The sequence below is a fragment of the Streptomyces sp. NPDC006476 genome (assembly GCF_040612015.1).
Taxonomy (GTDB): Bacteria; Actinomycetota; Actinomycetes; order Streptomycetales; family Streptomycetaceae; genus Streptomyces; species Streptomyces griseorubiginosus_B.
In genome coordinates this window covers 75,557-92,173 of the sequence record NZ_JBEXPK010000010.1, presented here as the reverse complement: position 1 = coordinate 92,173, position 16,617 = coordinate 75,557, and the positions used below count along the sequence as shown (strand labels likewise).

General features: G+C 71.2%; 16 protein-coding genes. 4 read left to right on the top strand and 12 right to left on the bottom strand.

Annotated features, from left to right (window positions below):
• Positions 1-12: 12 nt before the first annotated feature.
• Positions 13-1,449, bottom strand: coding sequence for a PLP-dependent aminotransferase family protein (locus ABZZ74_RS13560; RefSeq protein WP_356764308.1), 1,437 nt, complete (start codon positions 1,447-1,449; stop codon positions 13-15).
• Between ABZZ74_RS13560 and ABZZ74_RS13555 the strand changes: the two genes are divergently transcribed.
• Positions 1,448-2,380 carry a DMT family transporter gene (locus ABZZ74_RS13555; protein ID WP_356764306.1) on the top strand — a complete coding sequence of 311 codons (933 nt, stop codon included), beginning with the start codon at positions 1,448-1,450 and terminating at the stop codon, positions 2,378-2,380. The two genes, ABZZ74_RS13560 and ABZZ74_RS13555, sit on opposite strands and share 2 nt — an antisense overlap.
• A gap of 90 nt (positions 2,381-2,470) precedes the next feature.
• The gene (locus tag ABZZ74_RS13550) at positions 2,471-2,665 is read left to right on the top strand and encodes a DUF1918 domain-containing protein (protein WP_133044965.1); all 195 of its coding nucleotides are present in this window, start codon (positions 2,471-2,473) and stop codon (positions 2,663-2,665) included.
• 9 nt (positions 2,666-2,674) lie between these two features.
• On the opposite strand, the gene ABZZ74_RS13545 is transcribed toward ABZZ74_RS13550, so the two are convergent.
• Positions 2,675-3,949, bottom strand: a complete 1,275-nt coding sequence (locus ABZZ74_RS13545) for a family 10 glycosylhydrolase (protein WP_356764303.1) — start codon at positions 3,947-3,949, stop codon at positions 2,675-2,677.
• Positions 3,950-4,136: 187 nt separating this feature from the next.
• Between ABZZ74_RS13545 and ABZZ74_RS13540 the strand changes: the two genes are divergently transcribed.
• Together ABZZ74_RS13540 and ABZZ74_RS13535 are read left to right on the top strand one after the other, a co-directional pair.
• Complete coding sequence (locus ABZZ74_RS13540; RefSeq protein ID WP_356764301.1) at positions 4,137-4,997, top strand: 3-hydroxybutyryl-CoA dehydrogenase; 861 nt, start codon at positions 4,137-4,139, stop codon at positions 4,995-4,997.
• A 224-nt stretch (positions 4,998-5,221) separates the two neighbouring features.
• Positions 5,222-5,479 carry a hypothetical protein gene (locus ABZZ74_RS13535; protein ID WP_133044968.1) on the top strand — a complete coding sequence of 86 codons (258 nt, stop codon included), beginning with the start codon at positions 5,222-5,224 and terminating at the stop codon, positions 5,477-5,479.
• Between the two features lie 2 nt (positions 5,480-5,481).
• Here the strand turns inward: ABZZ74_RS13535 and ABZZ74_RS13530 are convergent, their stop codons facing one another.
• The 10 genes from ABZZ74_RS13530 to infC all read right to left on the bottom strand — a co-directional run bounded on the left by ABZZ74_RS13530 (position 5,482) and on the right by infC (position 16,423).
• Complete coding sequence (locus ABZZ74_RS13530; RefSeq protein ID WP_356764298.1) at positions 5,482-6,027, bottom strand: NUDIX hydrolase; 546 nt, start codon at positions 6,025-6,027, stop codon at positions 5,482-5,484.
• Between the two features lie 75 nt (positions 6,028-6,102).
• Complete coding sequence (locus ABZZ74_RS13525; RefSeq protein WP_356764296.1) at positions 6,103-7,443, bottom strand: transcriptional regulator; 1,341 nt, start codon at positions 7,441-7,443, stop codon at positions 6,103-6,105.
• Between the two features lie 275 nt (positions 7,444-7,718).
• Positions 7,719-8,795 (bottom strand): PP2C family protein-serine/threonine phosphatase, encoded by a 1,077-nt coding sequence (locus tag ABZZ74_RS13520; protein WP_356764294.1) that lies wholly within the window; start codon positions 8,793-8,795, stop codon positions 7,719-7,721.
• Between the two features lie 163 nt (positions 8,796-8,958).
• Positions 8,959-11,472 carry a phenylalanine--tRNA ligase subunit beta gene (pheT, locus tag ABZZ74_RS13515; RefSeq protein WP_356764292.1) on the bottom strand — a complete coding sequence of 838 codons (2,514 nt, stop codon included), beginning with the start codon at positions 11,470-11,472 and terminating at the stop codon, positions 8,959-8,961.
• Positions 11,472-12,593: a phenylalanine--tRNA ligase subunit alpha gene (gene pheS, locus ABZZ74_RS13510; protein ID WP_356764290.1), complete on the bottom strand. Its 1,122-nt coding sequence runs from the start codon at positions 12,591-12,593 to the stop codon at positions 11,472-11,474. Before pheS ends, pheT begins: the two co-directional genes overlap by 1 nt.
• Before the next feature lie 150 nt (positions 12,594-12,743).
• Entirely contained in the window at positions 12,744-13,889 is a 1,146-nt protein-coding gene (locus ABZZ74_RS13505; protein ID WP_133044974.1) for an ATP-binding protein, read from the bottom strand.
• Between the two features lie 53 nt (positions 13,890-13,942).
• A complete protein-coding gene (locus ABZZ74_RS13500) occupies positions 13,943-14,785 on the bottom strand; it encodes an RNA methyltransferase (protein WP_356764287.1) in 843 nt (280 codons plus the stop codon).
• Between the two features lie 157 nt (positions 14,786-14,942).
• Positions 14,943-15,326 carry a 50S ribosomal protein L20 gene (rplT, locus tag ABZZ74_RS13495; protein ID WP_004002577.1) on the bottom strand — a complete coding sequence of 128 codons (384 nt, stop codon included), beginning with the start codon at positions 15,324-15,326 and terminating at the stop codon, positions 14,943-14,945.
• 112 nt (positions 15,327-15,438) lie between these two features.
• Positions 15,439-15,633 (bottom strand): 50S ribosomal protein L35, encoded by a 195-nt coding sequence (rpmI, locus tag ABZZ74_RS13490; protein ID WP_004933563.1) that lies wholly within the window; start codon positions 15,631-15,633, stop codon positions 15,439-15,441.
• Positions 15,634-15,745: 112 nt separating this feature from the next.
• Entirely contained in the window at positions 15,746-16,423 is a 678-nt protein-coding gene (gene infC, locus ABZZ74_RS13485) for a translation initiation factor IF-3 (RefSeq protein WP_356764509.1), read from the bottom strand.
• Between the last annotated feature and the right edge of the window lie 194 nt (positions 16,424-16,617).

The following is a 16,617-nucleotide window of genomic DNA, read 5'->3' as shown; positions in this document are numbered from 1 at the left end:
GGCGTCGAACGGTTATCCCAGCGCCTCGTCGCAGGCCGTACGCAGGCGCCGTACCCCTTCGGTGATCTCCCCCGTCCCCGCGACCGCGGCGAAGCTCAACCGGACGTGGGCGGCCGGGGGTTCGGCGCTGAAGTAGGGGCGGCCGGGGGTGATGGCGACGCCCGCGCGCAGGGCGGCCGAGGTCAGCGCGCCGTCGTCGGTGCCGTCGGGCAGGCGCAGCCAGAGGTGGTAGCCGCCGGAGGGGATGTGCGGCAGGGCGAGTTCGGGCAGGTCGACACGGAGGGCCGCGGTCATGGTGTCTCGGCGGGCCTTCAACTCCGCCGAGATCGCGCGGAGATGGCGGGGCCAGGCCGGGGAGCCGACGAGTTCGAGGGCCGCTTCCTGGAGCGGGCGGGGGACGAAGAAGGTGTCGACGACCTGGATGGCGCGCAGGCGTTCGAGGACCGGGCCGCGGGCGGCGAGCGCGCTGACCCGGAAGCTCGGCGAGGTCGCCTTGGTCAGCGAGCCGACGTGGACGACGACTCCGTCGGGGTCGTCGGCGACGAGCGGGCTCGGCAGCGGTCCGGCGTCCTCGTGCACGAGCCGTCGTACGAAGTCGTCCTCCACGACGAAGGCGCCGACCGCGCGGGCGATGCCCAGCACCTCGGCCCGGCGGTCGGGGGCGAGCACCGCACCGGTCGGGTTCTGGAACAGGGGCTGGCAGACGAGGACACGGGCGCCGGTCGCGCGGAAGGCGTCGGCGAGGAGGGTCGGCCGGACGCCGTCGGGGTCCACGGGGACCGGTACCGGGCGCAGGCCGGCCGACCGGGCGATCGCCAACATGCCCGGGTAGGTGGGGGATTCGACGAGCACCGGCGCTCCCGGCGGGGCGAGGGCGCGCAGGGCCGTCGTCAGCGCGGACTGGCCGCCCGCCGTGATCAGCACCTCCGCCGCGGTGACCCCACCGCCGAGGCCGCGCGCGAACCACTCGCGCAGTTCCGGCAGTCCCTCCATCGGTGGCCGCCCCCAGGCCCCGGGCCGGCGTCCCGCACGCGCCAGGGCGGCCGCCATCGCCCGCTCCGGCTGCAGGGAGGGGTGCAGATAGCCGCCGTTGAACTCGATGACGCCGGGCGGCGGCGCGGCGAGGGACACCACCACGCCGGACGCGTCCACCGTGCGCGGTACGAGGTCGGCGGCGCCGTCCGCGCTCAGGGCGACCTCCTGCCAGGAGGTGTCTCCGGCGGGAGCGGTGGCGGCACGCGGCTCGGCGCGGTAGGCGCCGGCACCGGGCCGGGTGACGACCAGGCCCTCGGCGGCGAGCTGGGCGAGGGCGCGGGAGACGGTCACCGGGCTGACGCGGAACCGCTCGACCAGGGCACGGCTCGACGGGAGCTTTCCACCGGATGGATAGCGGTTGAGTTCCCGCTTCAGCTGGTTCGCCAGTTCGCCGACACTGCTACGCTCTTGCATGAGAGCACAGAGTAGCGCTACTGCTGCCACACCGATAGCAGTCGACACCCCGGTCGGCGTCCCCTCGAAGGCGCCGGGCACCGGCGGAACCCTCCTGGCCGCCCTCGGTGTCACCGCCTTCTCGCTCACCTTCCCGGCCACCGCCTGGGGACTGGAGGGGTTCGGGCCCTGGGCGCTGGTCGCCGTGCGATGTGTGCTGGCCGCGGTCATCGCGGGCGGGTGTCTGCTGGTCCTGCGGGTGCCGGTGCCGCAGCGGCGGCACTGGGCGGGGCTCGCGGTGGTCGCCGCGGGAGTGGTGGTCGGGTTCCCGCTGCTGACCACGCTCGCGCTGCGGACGTCCACCACCGCGCACGCGGCCGTCGTGGTCGGACTGCTGCCGCTGACGACCGCGTTGCTGTCCGCCCTGCGCATGGGCAGCCGGCCCTCGCGCACCTTCTGGACGGCTGCGCTCGCGGGTGCGGCCGCGGTCGTCGCGTTCACCGTGCAGCAGAGCGGCGGGGCGCTGACGGCCGCCGATCTCTATCTGTTCGCCGCCCTGTTGGTGTGCGCGGCCGGGTACACCGAGGGCGGCCGGCTGGCCCGGGTGATGCCGGGCTGGCAGGTGATCGGCTGGGCGCTGGTGCTGTGCCTGCCGGCCGCCGTGCCGGCCGCGGCGGTTGCTCTGTCGTACGAACCCGCGCACCTGACCGCGCACAGCGTGGCCGGGCTGTTGTGGGTGGCGGCGGGCTCGCAGTTCCTCGGTCTGGTCGTCTGGTACCGGGGCATGGCGGCCGTCGGCATCCCCAAGGCCAGCCAGTTGCAGCTTGCCCAGCCCCTGCTCACACTGGTGTGGTCGGTGCTGCTGCTGGGCGAGCACCTGACGGTGGCCGCCCCGCTGACGGCCGCGGCGGTACTGGTGTGCATCGCCGTCACCCAGCGGGCGCGGGGTTGAGGACGTTCGGCCCGCTTCCCAGGAGGCCCCCGCGCCGTAGACTCAAGGCCACGGACCGCTGCTCCCGCACTTGGTGAGGAGGCCCTACAGATGCGTGCAACCGTGGGCGACCAGCTTGTCCAGCACGGCAGGGTGGTAGGCCAGCACGACAAGGTCGGCGAGATCGTCGAGATCCTGGGCCAGGAGGGCAACCCCCCGTACCGCGTCCGCTTCGAGGACGGGCACACGGGCATCTGCTCCCCCGGCCCGGACACCGAGATCCGCCACAGGGAAACACAACGCTGATCCGCCGGTTCAGCGCGGGGGTCTCGCCGGCCGCCGGTAGTGGTCGGCGACCACCCGTGCCATCGCGCCGATCCGGTCCGTCGCCACGTCCCCGGCGGCGAAGAAGGCGTGCCCGCGGACCTGTGGGTACGTCGCGGCCAGGGTGAGGTGCCGGGACAGTTCGGCCGGGTCCTGCCAGGCGGCGGGCTGGGCCGGGTCGCCGGCCTTGTAGAGCGCCTCGCCGATGTACAGCTGCGTCGGCGTGCCCTTGGCCACCTCCGCCCACCAGGGCACGAGCGTGGCGTAGTCGGCGGCGGCGAAGCCGATGTTCCAGTAGATCTGCGGGCAGATGTAGTCGATCCAGTGCTCGCGCACCCACTTGCGGGTGTCCGCGTGCAGGTCGTCGTACGTCTGCACGCCCGCCCTGGTGTCCGAGCCGCGCGAGTCGGTGGTGCTGTTGCGCCACACGCCGAACGGGCTGATGCCGAACCGGGTGCCGGGGCGGGTCCGCCTGATCCTGGCCGCCGTCTCGCGCACCAGCTTGTCGATGTTGTCCCGGCGCCAGGCGGCCCGGTCGGAGAAGGCGCCGCCGTAGCGGTCGTAGGCCTCGTCGTCGTCGAAGGTCTGGCCGGCCACCGGGTAGGGGTAGAAGTAGTCGTCGAAGTGCACGGCGTCGACCGGGTACTTCCGCACCGCGTCGAGGATCGCGTCCTCCACGAAGGTCCGCACCTGGGGCAGTCCGGGGTTGTAGTACATCTTCCCGCCGTAGGTCACCACCCAGTCCGGGTGCCTGCGCGCGGGGTGCGAGGCGGCCAGCTTCGTCGGATCGGTGTGGTTGGCGACGCGGTACGGGTTGAACCAGGCGTGCAGTTCCAGACCGCGCACGTGGGCCTCCTTCACCGCCGTGCCCAGCGGGTCCCAGCCCGGGGCCTTGCCCTGGGTGCCGGTGAGGACGTCCGACCAGGGCTCGTAGGGCGAGGGCCACAGCGCATCGGCCGTCGGGCGGACCTGGAAGATCACGGCATTGAGACGGTCCTCGACGGCCCGGTCGAGGATCGCGGTCAGCTCCGCCTTCTGCCGGTCCACGGTCAGGCCCGGCTTGGACGGCCAGTCCCGGTTGGTCACGGTCGCCACCCACACGCCCCGCAGCTGACCCGACGCCTTCCGCCGGCCCGAGTCGTCCGAGGTGTCCGAGCCGCCCGCCATCGCCGCACCGGCCGCCATCGCGCCGCCCCCCGCAACGAGTGCCGACAGGGCCGTCACCGCGAACGCCCGCCTCGACAGCCGACTCCTCCGGTGCAGCATTCCCCTACCTCCCGATGCCCAAGTGCGTGTCCGGGCGCGATTCTCGGCCCGGGCCGTGTCCCGCGTCAGACTGCCACGCGGTACCCGAACGATCGATCAACGATCGCCGGAGGTAACGTGCAGGTTCGGAGCAGGAACCGGACCACGGGGCGACCTGCCGGATTCGTAGATCAGCGAAGGGGACGATGTGACCGACATCGAGCGCGTCGGAGTGGTCGGCTGCGGCCAGATGGGAGCGGGCATCGCCGAGGTGTGCGCCCGGGCCGGACTGGATGTGAAGGTCGCCGAGACCACCGGTGAGGCCCTGGAGATCGGCCGGACCCGGCTGTTCAACTCCCTGTCCAAGGCGGCCGAGCGCGGCAAGATCACCGAGGATGAGCTGGCGACGACCCAGGCGCGGCTCAGCTTCACCACCGACCTCGGCGAGTTCGCCGACCGGGATCTGGTGATCGAGGCCGTCGTGGAGAACGAGCAGGTGAAGACGGAGATCTTCCAGGTGCTCGACCAGGTGGTGACCCGGCCCGACGCGATCCTGGCCTCCAACACCTCCTCCATCCCGCTGGTGAAGCTGGCGGTCGCCACCTCGCGTCCGGACCAGATCGTCGGCATCCACTTCTTCAACCCCGCGCCGGTGCAGAAGCTCGTCGAGCTGATCCCCGCGCTCACCACGTCCGAGGGCACGCTCAGCCGCGCCCAGGTCTTCGCCGAGAAGGTCCTCGGCAAGCACGCGATCCGCGCCCAGGACCGCTCCGGCTTCGTGGTCAACGCGCTGCTCGTGCCGTATCTGCTCTCCGCGATCCGGATGTTCGAGTCGGGCATCGCGGGCCGCGAGGACATCGACAACGGCATGGAGATGGGCTGTGCCCACCCGATGGGCCCGCTGAAGCTGTCCGACCTGATCGGCCTGGACACCATCGTCTCCATCGCCCACTCGATGTACGAGGAGTACAAGGAGCCTCTGTACGCCGCTCCCCCGCTGCTGCAGCGCATGGTCGACGCGGGCCGGCTCGGCCGCAAGACCGGCTCGGGGTTCTACACCTACGGCTGACGACCGCCCGCCCGGTGCACAGTGCCCGTTCCAGGGTGCTGCTCACACAGTGCGACGAACAGGGGCCCGGCACTCTTCGGAGTGCCGGGCCCGCGCCGTTCACACGCCGTGTGCGCATCGGGCCCGCATATGCCGACCGCACACTCTCCCCACCTGCCCACCAGGCGAGTTGACTCATCATGCGCATGCAACTGATGAGAGACGAGCAAGGAAAGGAGCGGTTCGTGACCGCCGACCCCGAGCATTTGGTCGTCCAGGGAGAACTCGCAGAGTTACGACGCCGCCTCGACGTGGCGTACGCGCGTGTCGAGGGCGGACTGGCACTGCTCACCCATCGCACCGAGGAGACCTCCAAGGAACTGGACGAGCTGAACACCCGGCTCGTCACCCTGGAACACGCCCGCTGGCCGCTGCCCTCGATCGCGGCCGTCACCGCGGTGGGGGCCCTCGTCGTGGCGGTCTGGCAGGCACTGGGGCGCTGACGTCAGCGCGCGGCGTCCTGCCCGAGCCTGAGGTGGTGCAGGAGCAGTAACGCGGCCGCCATGTTGGCGGCCGGGACCTCACCGCGGGCGACCATGTCCGGCACCACCTTCAGGGAGACCCACTCCCGGCGGTCCGACTCGAAGTCGTCCACCGGGTGTCCGATGTACTCACCCTCGTCCGACCAGTAGATGTGGTGCCGGGCGTCGGTGAGTCCGTTGGACGGTTCCACCGTCATGAGGTGGTGCAGGGGTCCCGGCCGCCAGCCGGTCTCCTCCTCCAGTTCCCTGGCGGCCGCGCGGGCGATGTCCTCTCCGTTCTCCACGACGCCCGCGGCGAGTTCCCAGCCCCAGCTGTCGGTGATGAAGCGATGGCGCCACAGCAGAAGGACCTCGTTGGCCTCGTTGACCACGGTCGCCACGGCCACCGGCCGCAGCCGTATCAGGAAGTGGTCGAGATGCCGGCCGTCCGGCAGCTCGACATCCGCGAGGTTGACGCTGAACCAGCGGTTTGAGTACACAGTTTGTTCGTTCTGTTTCGTCCACTGCACGGTTCTGCCACCTTCCGTCGAGTAAGTGGCAATATCGCAGCAGGGACTGTGGGATGGCGGTGCTCGGGAACCGGCCTACAGCGGCACGCGCAGCGCACCGTCGATGAGTTCGGCGGCCTCGGCGGTGCCCGCGCATCCGTTGCGCACCAGGTGTTCGCGGACCGCCCGGAGTCTGTCGCGCAGCCGCTGCGACTCCATTCCGCGCGCCTGCTCGGCCATCTGCACAGCGGTGGCCACGGCCTTGTCGGCGTTGCCCCGGCGCAACTCGATCGTGCTGAGCATGGCGAGCCGGTGCACCCGGCCGCGGTCGTGCGCCGGGTTGTCCACGGCGGCCGCCGCGTGCTCCCCCGCCGCCACGAGTTCGCCGAGGCTGAGCAGCGCCTCCGCCACCTGGACGTTGACCAACCCCGGCTGGACATAGCCGGTCTCGTCGGGTTCGTAGCCCCGCCGGATGCGTTCGGCGGCCTGCTCCGCACGCCGGATGCAGGACAGCGCGCTCGTGCCGTCACCGAGGTGTGCGTACGCCTTGGCCTGCATCGCGTACAGATCGGAGGCGAGCGCCGGGGTGATGTGCTTGCCGGCGGCGCGCAGCGCGGCCTCGGCGAACGCCACCGCCTGCCGGTACTCCCGCATGAACAGGGCCTGGTTGACCAGCAGCGCGATCACATAGGCGCCCAGTCCCCGGTCGCCGCTGGCCTTCGCCAGCCGCAGGGCCTGGTGGAAGTAGCGCTGGGCGAGCCCGTGTGCGTCCGAGTCATACGCGCAGATGCCGGCGATCGCCACCAACCCGCCGGTGGCCCGGTGCAGTTGACGGCCCGTGGCGTCGGTGTAGCTGCCCCGCAGCAGCGGCGCGGCCTCGGCGTTCAGGAAGCCGACGATCCGGGTCCGGGTCGCGATACCGCCCGCCTTGCGGTACATCTGCTCGTAGTGCGTGCGGGCGGCCCGCAGCATCTCCAGGTCGGCCGGGGTGACCCGGTGCCGCCCTCCTCGCGAGACGTCGACGTCCTCGGGCGGGTTCTCCCACTCCCACACGGGCATGACCGCGGGCGTGCCGGTCACCGCGGGCGCGCCCAGGATGTGCGGGCGCTGCTGCTCGTCGGAGCGCCACAGCGCGGTGGCCCGCTCGACGAAGCCGGACAGGGAGGTGGCGTGCGGGGTGGAGGGCTCACCGGGGACGCCGAGGCCGATGTCGTCGAGGGTGACCGGGCGGCGCAGCCGGCCGGCGAGCACCTCGCAGATCAGGTCGGGCACCTGCCCCCGGGGCCGCTGTCCCTTCAACCACCGGGCCACAGCCGTGTGTTCGTAGCGCAAGGCGAGACCGCGTGCCCGCCCCGCCTGATTGACGTGTGCCGCCAGCCCCGCGTGCGAGATCCCCGCCTCGTCCAGGATCGCGTCGAGCAGAGTGTTGGGCTGCATGGATGCCCCCCGGGAGCCTCGGTGCGGACAGAGTAGTGCGAACGGCTTCACACGGGGTGTGAACGGAGTGCAGGAATCCGTAGCGTACGCGCACTGTCGCGGAGAGTTTCCTACCGGTTGACTGAAATGCCTCGCAAGAGGCCGGCCGGGCCGCCGGCTCCCCCTCGTACAGTGCGGCGGTCCGAATCCATGCCGTCCGCCCGGCTGCCTGCCCGACACTCCGTGGCGGGGCGGACGGCCTGCCGGCGGCACGCTGCGCTGCAAACGCCGTTCAGCTACAGGTGGTTGGTTGGCTGCGGGTGCGTCGTGGCTGGTCGCGCAGTTCCTCGCGCCCCTGGGGGGTGTCGAGGCTGACGATCGTTCATCAGTACGAGCAGTGCCACGTCGTCCTGGGGCGCTCCCGCTGTGTGGCGGAGCAGTGCGGTGAAGACAGATCCCAGCACTGCCTGGGGAGTCGCCACGGAGTCTCGTAGGCACTGGGCCAAGACCTCGCCCAAAGGAAAGAAGCGGCCGCGGCTGTCGCGTGCGTCCTCCGCGCCGTCCGTGTGGAGGAAGAGGGTTTCACCGGGCAGCAGATGACCGCAGTGTTCCGTGTCCAGTTCGGGCGGGAGGGGGAAGGGCCCGAGCGGAGGGAGGGGATCCGCTCGGGCCAGGGGCTCGACACGGGGTCCACTGAGCCGATACGGCCACGGATGACCGCAGTTGAGGCCGCGCAGCTCGCCGTCCGGCCCGATCTCCAGGAGCAGTACGGTGACGAACTCCTCGGCGACCGGATGCTCGGGCTCGGCCCCGGCCGAGGGATGCTCGGCACGGGCGCGCTCTCTCAGGTGCCGTGCCAGCGCCCGCTCCAGCCTGCGCAGCACGCCCCCCAGCTCCGGCTCGTCGTGCACCGCCTCCCGGAAGCTGCCGAGGACGGCGGCGGCCGTGGCGATGGCGCCGATCCCGTGCCCGCGCACGTCCCCCATGACGACCCGAACGCCGTGCTCGGTGGCGATGACCTCGTACAGGTCACCGCCGATGGCCGCGCCCCGGTCGGCGGAGAGCTGGGCAGCGGCCACGTTCAGCCCCTCCACCCGCGGTGGCAGCGGTCGTAGCAGCACGCTCTGGGCGGCGCCCGCGACCTTGCGCGCCTCCCGCAACTCGCGCAGCAGCGCGTGCCGTACATGGAGGACGAGCCCGGTGCCGACGGCGAAGAAGACGGCGCTGCTCACGGTGCGCGCGCCCAGCCCGCTCTGCTGGGCGACCGGACAGGCCAGCTTGTATGTGACGGCCGCGCCACCCCACGCCAGGGGAAGCCCCAACGCGAGCAAGCGCTTGCGAAATGGGGAAGCCCCAGCCCTGATGCGAATCATGCCGATGGCCCCCCATACAGGCCCCGAAAGCACAACCGGACCGGCCTCGAAAGGCCGGTCCGATTCTGTCGACCGCATGGCCCGGGAGGACCAGATCGCCCGGGATTGTCACCCAAATGAGTGACCATCCGTCAGCGCCCGCATTTATGCAGGTGAGGCGCGGCTAAGCCCGCAGCACCGCCCCGGTCCGCTCACCCGCGAGCGCGACAGCCGCGTCCCGAGCCGCGGTCGCCTCGTCGACGGTCAGGGTCCGATCCGACGCCCGGAACCGCAGCGCGTAGGCCAGGGACTTCCGGCCCTCGCCCAACTGCTCCGCGTTCTCATACACGTCGAACAGCCGGACGGACTCCAGCAGCTCGCCCGCGCCGTCCCGCAGTGCGGCCTCCACCTCGGCATGCGGCACGAACTGGTCGACGACGAGGGCGACATCCTGCGTCGCCACCGGGAACGTGGAGATGCGCGGCGCCTGAGGCGTGTCGTTGCCGGCCGCCTCCACCGCGTCCAGGTCCAGTTCCATCGCACTGGTGCGGTCGGGCAGCCCCAGGGCCTTCACGACCCGCGGGTGCAGCTCACCGGCGTGGCCCACGACCGTCTCCGCGCCGTCGGCGACCACCACCAGCTCGGCGGTACGCCCCGGGTGCCACGGCCCGTACTGCCCCTTGCGCACGACCAGTTCGGCACCGGCCTCCCGGGCCACGGCCCGAGCCGCCTCCACGGCGTCGGCCCAGTCCGCCGGCCGGCCCTTGCCCCACCAGCCGGCCTGCTCCCGCGCACCGGCGAGCACGGCGGCCACGTGCCGCGGCTGCACCGGCAGAGCGGCGTTCAGTTCGGCGATCTCCTCGTCCGTGGGACGCCGGTCCACCGGCAGCGCGGCGGCCACCTTACGCTCCTCGCGCGGGTGGAACACCAGCCCCGTCTCGAACAGGGCGAGGTCGTGTGAGCCCCGCCCGGCGTTGCGCCGCAGCGCGCCGAGCAGACCCGGCACCAGCGACGTACGCAGCGCGGGCTCCTCGTCGCTGAGGGGGTTCGTCAGCTTCACGACGCGGCGGTTCGGGTCGTCCGCCTCCAGCAGCAGCTGGTCGAAGACCTGCTCGCTGACGAAGGGGTAGTTCGGCGCCTCGACATACCCTGCCCCGGCCAGCGCGCGCCCGACCCGGCGGTGCAGTCGCTGGCGGTGGGTCAGACCGCGGCCCGAGGGGAGCTTGGGCAGCGTGGAGGGCAGGTTCTCGTAACCCTCGAGGCGGATGACCTCCTCGGCGAGGTCGTTGGCCTCGAGGAGGTCGGGCCGCCAGGACGGCACGGTGACGATCAGCTCGTCCTGCCCGTACACGTCACAGCCGACCTCCTGCAGCCGCCGTACGACGGTCTCGCGCCCGTAGTCGACACCGGCCACCTTGTCCGGGTGGTTGGCCGGGAGGGTGATGGTGTGCGGGGCGGACGGCGCGGTGATCTCGGTGACGCCTGCCTCGGCGGTGCCGCCGGCGAGCAGCACCAGCAGGTCGACCGTGCGCTGGGCGGCGGCGGCCGCGGCCTGCGGGTCGACGCCCCGCTCGAAGCGGCGGGACGCCTCGGAGGACAGCTTGTGGCGTCGGGCCGTCCGCGCGATCGACACCGCGTTGAAGTGGGCGGCCTCGATCACCACGTCGGTGGTGGCGTTCTGTACGTCGTCGTGGTCGGCGATCTCGGTGTTCGCGCCGCCCATGACGCCCGCGAGGCCGATGGGGCCGCGGTCGTCGGTGATGACCAGGTCCTCGGCGTCCAGCGTGCGCTCCACGCCGTCCAGGGTGACGAGCTTCTCGCCCGCCTCCGCCCGGCGCACGCCGATGGTGCCCTGGACCAGCCCCCGGTCGTAGGCGTGCAGGGGCTGGCCGAGCTCCATCATCACGTAGTTGGGGACGTCGACGGCGAGCGAGATCGGGCGCATGCCGACCTTCTGCAGCCGGCGCTGGAGCCAGATCGGCGAGCGGGCCTCGGGGCTGAGACCGATCACCGTGCGGGCGGTGAAGCGGTCGCAGCCGACCGGGTCGGAGACCTGGACCGGGTAGCCGAAGGCGTTCGGGCCGGGCACGTCGATCAGGGCCGGGTCGCGCAGCGGCAGGCCGTAGGCGATGGCGGTCTCGCGGGCGACACCGCGGATGGACAGGCAGTCGCCGCGGTTGGCGGTGACGGCGATGTCCAGGACCTCGTCGACGAGCTCCAGCAGCTCGACGGCGTCCTTGCCGACCTCGGTCTCCGGCGGCAGCACGATGATGCCGTGCGTGCCGTCGTCCCCCATGCCCAGCTCGTCGCTGGAGCAGATCATGCCGTGTGACGTCTTGCCGTACGTCTTGCGCGCGGAGATGGAGAAGCCGCCGGGCAGGGTGGCGCCGGGAAGCACGACCACGACCTTGTCGCCGACGACGAAGTTCCGGGCGCCGCAGACGATCTCCTGCGGCTCGCCGGTGCCGTTGGCCTGTCCGACGTCGACCGTGCAGAAGCGGATCGGCTTCTTGAAGCCCTCCAGCTCCTCGATGGTCAGCACCTGACCGACGACCAGGGGGCCCTTGAGGTCGTGGCCGAGCTGCTCGACCGTCTCGACCTCAAGACCGGCCGAAATGAGCTTGGCCTGGACGTCACGGCCGGTCTCGGTGGCCGGCAGGTCGACGTACTCCCGCAGCCAGGAAAGCGGGACCCGCATCAGATCTCCATCCCGAACGGCCGAGTGAACCGGACGTCACCCTCGACCATGTCTCGCATGTCCTCGACGTTGTGGCGGAACATCAGCATCCGCTCGATGCCGAACCCGAAGGCGAAGCCGCTGTACTTCTCCGGGTCGACGCCGCAGGCGGTCAGCACCCGCGGGTTGACCATGCCGCAGCCGCCCAGCTCGATCCAGCCCTCGCTGGAACAGGTGCGGCAGGGCCGGTCGGGGTTGCCGACGGACTCGCCGCGGCAGACGTAGCACACCATGTCCATCTCGGCGGACGGCTCGGTGAAGGGGAAGAAGTTCGGCCGCAGCCGGGTCTTCATGCCCTCGCCGAACAGCGACTGGACCATGTGGTCCAGGGTGCCCTTGAGGTCGGCCATGGTCAGGCCCTCGTCGACGGCGAGCAGCTCGACCTGGCGGAAGACCGGCGTGTGGGTGGCGTCCAGCTCGTCGGTGCGGTAGACGACACCGGGGCAGATCACGTACACCGGCAGCTCACGCTCCAGCAGCGAGCGGATCTGCACGGGCGAGGTGTGGGTGCGCAGCACGACACCGGACTCGGTGCCGCCCTCGGGGCCGGCCACGAAGAAGGTGTCGGCCTCGCCGCGGGCCGGGTGGTCCGGGCCGATGTTCAGGGCGTCGAAGTTGAACCACTCGGCCTCGGCCTGCGGACCCTCGGCGACCTCGTAGCCCATGGCCACGAAGACGTCCTCGATGCGCTCCGACAGGGTGGTCAGCGGGTGGCGGGCGCCGGCCGGTACGCGGTCGTACGGCAGCGTGACGTCCACCGACTCCTCGACCAGCACACGCGCGTCCCGCTCGGCCTCCAGTTCGGCCTGGCGGGCGGCGAGCGCCTTGCTCACGGCGCCGCGGGCCTGGCCGACCAGCTTGCCGGCGGCGGCCTTGGCGTGCGGGGGCAGGGCGCCGATCTCGCGGTTGGCGAGGGCCAGCGGGGAGGTGCCCCCGGTGTGGGCGACCTTGGCCTCCTGGAGCGCGTCGAGGGAGTCCGCTGCGCTGAAGGCGGCGAGCGCCTCGTCCCGCATGCGCTCGATCTCTTCCGGTTTCAACGCCTCGACCTCTACAGGGTCGTACGACTTATTGGGTGCCGACATCTCTTCCCGTGCTTCCGATTGGCTGGCTGAAGGTCCCCGTCACCGACTCACTCAGAGGTCAGAGGGCCGTCCATGGGACACATGGGTGCCAAAGGCCGAGTCTAACGGGGTGGAGGTATACGAATGCGCCCGTGGGGCGCTCGCCGGTTCTCAGGTGAGATACGCCGGGGCCGCCACGGGCAGGGTAAATCGGAACTCGGCGCCGCCCTGGGGGCCGCGGCCGACGGTGATGGTGCCGCCGTGGGCCTCGACGATGCCCTTGACGATGTAGAGCCCGAGGCCGGTGCCACCGCGCTTGCTGCCCCGCCAGAAGCGGGTGAAGACGCGGTTCATGGACTCCTCCGGGATGCCGGGCCCCTCGTCGGTCACCGTGACCGACGTGCCGGTGTCCTCGTCCTCGCGGGGGGACTCCGTGGCCGTGACGTCTATGGTGACGGTTCCCTCGCCGTGCCGCACGGCATTTTCCAGCAGGTTGCTGAGCACCTGGTCGATCTTGTCGGGATCGGCCCACAGCGCGGGCAGCGGCTGCTCGATCCGCAGCAGGAACCGGTCGGCGGGCTGCCCGGCGGCGACGTACGCCTGGATGTGCCGGCCCACGGCCGCGCCGATGTCGACCGGCTGGCGCCTGACCTCCAGCCGTCCGCTGTCGATGCGCGAGATGTCGAGCAGCTCGGCGATGAGCCGGGTGACCCGGTCGGCGTCGGCGTCGACGGTTTCCAGCATCAGCCGCTTCTGGTCGTCCGTGAAGCGTTCCCACTTGGCCAGCAGCGTGGCGGTGAAGCCCTTGACGGAGGTGAGCGGCGAGCGCAGCTCATGGGCGACGGTGGCTATCAGCTCCGCGTGGGAGCGCTCGGTACGGCGGCGGGCCTCGGTGTCGCGGAGGGAGACGACGACGCGGCGGACCGGACCGGTGGGCTCGGCGCGCACATAGCGGGCGGAGACGAGGACCTCACGTCCCCCGGGCAGCAGCAGGTTCCGCTCGGGCTGCCGCTGCCGGATGGCGAGTCCGCCGTAGGGGTCGGTCAGTTGCCACCAGCGGCGCCCCTCCAGGTCCTCTAACGGGAGCGCCTTCTCCAGCCGCTGTCCCAGGGCGTCCTCGGCCGGCGTGGCGGTGATGCGTTCGGCGGCCGCGTTGAAGCAGATCACCCGGCCGTGCTCGTCGGCGATCACCAGGCCGTCGGGCAGCTCGTCCGGGTCGATGCCGAGCCCGGCCGGATCACCGTGCCGGGGCGCGGGTGGCCGGCGCACGTCCCGTGCCCGCAGTGCCCTGTCCGCACCGCCCGTGCCGACACCCATCCCCGAACCCCACCTCTCAGACGGCGCAGGTGGCCCCCGAGCTGGTCACCCTACTAGGCCCCGGTGACGGAGCGGCACCCCGTGGAGGCGCGCTGTGCACGGGCCGAGGCATAGAGACATACGGCGGCCGCGGTGGCGAGGTTCAGGCTCTCGGCCTTCCCGTGGATCGGGACGCGCACCACGGCGTCCGCGAGTGCGCGGGTCTCCTCCGGGAGCCCCCATGCCTCGTTCCCGAACACCCATGCGGTGGGCCCGCCCATGGTCCCCTTGTCGAGCTCGTCGTCGAGGTCGTCGGTGCCCGCTCCGTCGGCGGCGAGCACCCGGACGCCGGCCCCCTTGAGCCCTGCCACGGCCTCCTCGACGGGCACGCCGACGGCGACGGGGAGATGGAAGAGGGACCCGACGGAGGCCCGTACGGCCTTCGGGTTGTACAGATCGACGGACGCGTCGGTCAGTACGACGGCCTCGGCCCCGGCGGCATCGGCGCACCGCAGCACGGTTCCGGCGTTGCCGGGGTCGCGGACGTGCGCGAGGACGGCGACGAGCTTGGGCCGGGCCGCGAGGATCTCCTCGAAGGGCGTGTCGACGAAACGGCAGATCCCGACGAGCCCCTGCGGCGTGACGGTCGTCGAGATGTCGGCGATCACGTCGTCGGAGGCGAGATGGACGCGGACCCCGGTGTCCCGGGCCTCGCCCACGATGTCGGCGTACCGCTCCGCGGCCTCGACGGTGGCGAACAGCTCCACCAGCCCGTGCCCGGCGGCCTCCCGCACAGCCTGCGGCCCCTCGGCCAGGAACAGCCGCTCCTTGCCCCGGAAGTTCCGCTTGGCGAGCCGCCGGGCGGCGGAGACACGAGGGGAACGGGGAGAGATCAACTCCGGGGTTACAGGGGGCATCCAACTCACCTTCGGTACCAGTTCTCCGCCGCAACGGCGATCAACCACGACGGCGCATGTCGGCGGTGCCGAACCCACGCGCACCACTCAACGCAACGGACCCGCGGGCAGAAACCCACGGGTCCGCACACTCACACCGGCTCAGGCCAGCGCAGCGTCACGCGGCCTTCGGCGCGTTGACGTCGCTCGGCAGCGCCTTCTGGGCGACCTCGACCAGGGCGGCGAACGCGCCCGCGTCGTTGACGGCCAGCTCCGCGAGGATCTTGCGGTCGACCTCGACGTTGGCGGCCTTCAGGCCCTGGATGAAGCGGTTGTACGTGATGCCGTTGGCGCGGGCAGCGGCGTTGATGCGCTGGATCCACAGCTGGCGGAAGTCACCCTTGCGCTTCTTGCGGTCGTTGTAGTTGTAGACCAGCGAGTGGGTGACCTGCTCCTTGGCCTTGCGGTACAGACGCGAACGCTGACCGCGGTAGCCGGAAGCCTGCTCGAGGATCGCCCGGCGCTTCTTGTGGGCGTTGACTGCCCGCTTGACGCGTGCCACTTGTTAACTCCTTGTAGCGGGGCCGTGGTTGGACTCACACGGCCCGGAATCGATGGGGTCCCGGTCCAGACGTACGGCGCGAGGGGATCCGTTGATCACCGCGCCGCGTACGTCACTTGCCGAGAAGCTTCTTGATCTTCGCGGCGTCGCCCGGGGCCATCTCGGCGTTGCCGGTGAGGCGACGCGTCACGCGGGACGACTTGTGCTCGAGCAGGTGGCGCTTGCCGGCGCGCTCACGGAGCACCTTGCCGGAGCCGGTGACCTTGAAGCGCTTGCTGGCACCGCTGTGCGACTTGTTCTTCGGCATAGCGCCGTTCTCTCCTCGTCGGTGGCGCTCCGGTGCCCGGTCGCGAAAACCGGGCACGTCGGAACGTCGCTTGTATCGGTTACTGCCTGTCCTGGGACTCACGTCCCCGGGATCACGCCTCGGCGGAAGCCTCGGCAGGTGCCTCGGTGTCCACGACGACGTTCTCGTCGTCACCGACACTGTCGGTGTCCGCGGCGTTCTGCGAGCGGCCGGGGTGGGCCTTCGCCTCCGCCTTGCGGGCTTCCTGCGCCTGGCGGGCCTCGGCCATCGCCTCGGTCTTCTTCTTGTGCGGACCGAGAACCATGATCATGTTCCGGCCGTCCTGCTTCGGGTTCGACTCCACGAAACCGAGGTCCTGGACGTCCTCCGCGAGCCGCTGCAGCAGTCGGTAGCCCAGTTCGGGCCGGGACTGCTCGCGCCCACGGAACATGATCGTGATCTTGACCTTGTCGCCCTGCTTGAGGAACCGGACGACGTGACCCTTCTTGGTGTCATAGTCGTGCGGGTCGATCTTCGGCCGGAGCTTCATCTCCTTGATGACCGTGTGCGCCTGGTTCTTGCGCGCCTCACGGGCCTTCATGGCCGACTCGTACTTGAACTTCCCGTAGTCCATGAGCTTGCACACGGGCGGACGGGCGTTCGCCGCTACCTCGACGAGGTCGAGGTCGTACTCCTGGGCAAGCTCCAGTGCCTTGGCCAGCGGGACGATGCCCACCTGCTCGCCACTGGGACCGACAAGTCGCACCTCGGGAACGCGAATCCGGTCGTTGATGCGGGGCTCGGCGCTGATGGATCCTCCTCAGTTAGCACCACACGGTTGTCTGGCGGACAGCCGCGTATGTCTCTACTTCTGTTAGACCTAACCGCGCCGAAGCATGAAAAATGCCCCGGACGATCACAGGCGGGGCCCCGAATACACTGCCGGAGCACCGCCGCGATGCCGCGGGGCGCGCTTTCGGGCGACTCCATCGTCCGTACGGAACG

What these genes read in the sequence shown, in the direction of transcription:
- ABZZ74_RS13560 (WP_356764308.1), bottom strand. Translation starts at nt 1,449, where the DNA reads ATGCAAGAGCGTAGCAGTGTCGGCGAACTGGCGAACCAGCTGAAGCGG.
- pheT (WP_356764292.1), bottom strand. Translation starts at nt 11,472, where the DNA reads ATGCGGGTCCCGCTTTCCTGGCTGCGGGAGTACGTCGACCTGCCGGCC.
- ABZZ74_RS13500 (WP_356764287.1), bottom strand. Translation starts at nt 14,785, where the DNA reads ATGCCCCCTGTAACCCCGGAGTTGATCTCTCCCCGTTCCCCTCGTGTC.
- pheS (WP_356764290.1), bottom strand. Translation starts at nt 12,593, where the DNA reads ATGTCGGCACCCAATAAGTCGTACGACCCTGTAGAGGTCGAGGCGTTG.
- ABZZ74_RS13505 (WP_133044974.1), bottom strand. Translation starts at nt 13,889, where the DNA reads ATGGGTGTCGGCACGGGCGGTGCGGACAGGGCACTGCGGGCACGGGAC.
- ABZZ74_RS13555 (WP_356764306.1), top strand. Translation starts at nt 1,448, where the DNA reads ATGAGAGCACAGAGTAGCGCTACTGCTGCCACACCGATAGCAGTCGAC.
- ABZZ74_RS13525 (WP_356764296.1), bottom strand. Translation starts at nt 7,443, where the DNA reads ATGCAGCCCAACACTCTGCTCGACGCGATCCTGGACGAGGCGGGGATC.
- ABZZ74_RS13545 (WP_356764303.1), bottom strand. Translation starts at nt 3,949, where the DNA reads ATGCTGCACCGGAGGAGTCGGCTGTCGAGGCGGGCGTTCGCGGTGACG.
- ABZZ74_RS13520 (WP_356764294.1), bottom strand. Translation starts at nt 8,795, where the DNA reads ATGATTCGCATCAGGGCTGGGGCTTCCCCATTTCGCAAGCGCTTGCTC.
- rpmI (WP_004933563.1), bottom strand. Translation starts at nt 15,633, where the DNA reads ATGCCGAAGAACAAGTCGCACAGCGGTGCCAGCAAGCGCTTCAAGGTC.
- ABZZ74_RS13550 (WP_133044965.1), top strand. Translation starts at nt 2,471, where the DNA reads ATGCGTGCAACCGTGGGCGACCAGCTTGTCCAGCACGGCAGGGTGGTA.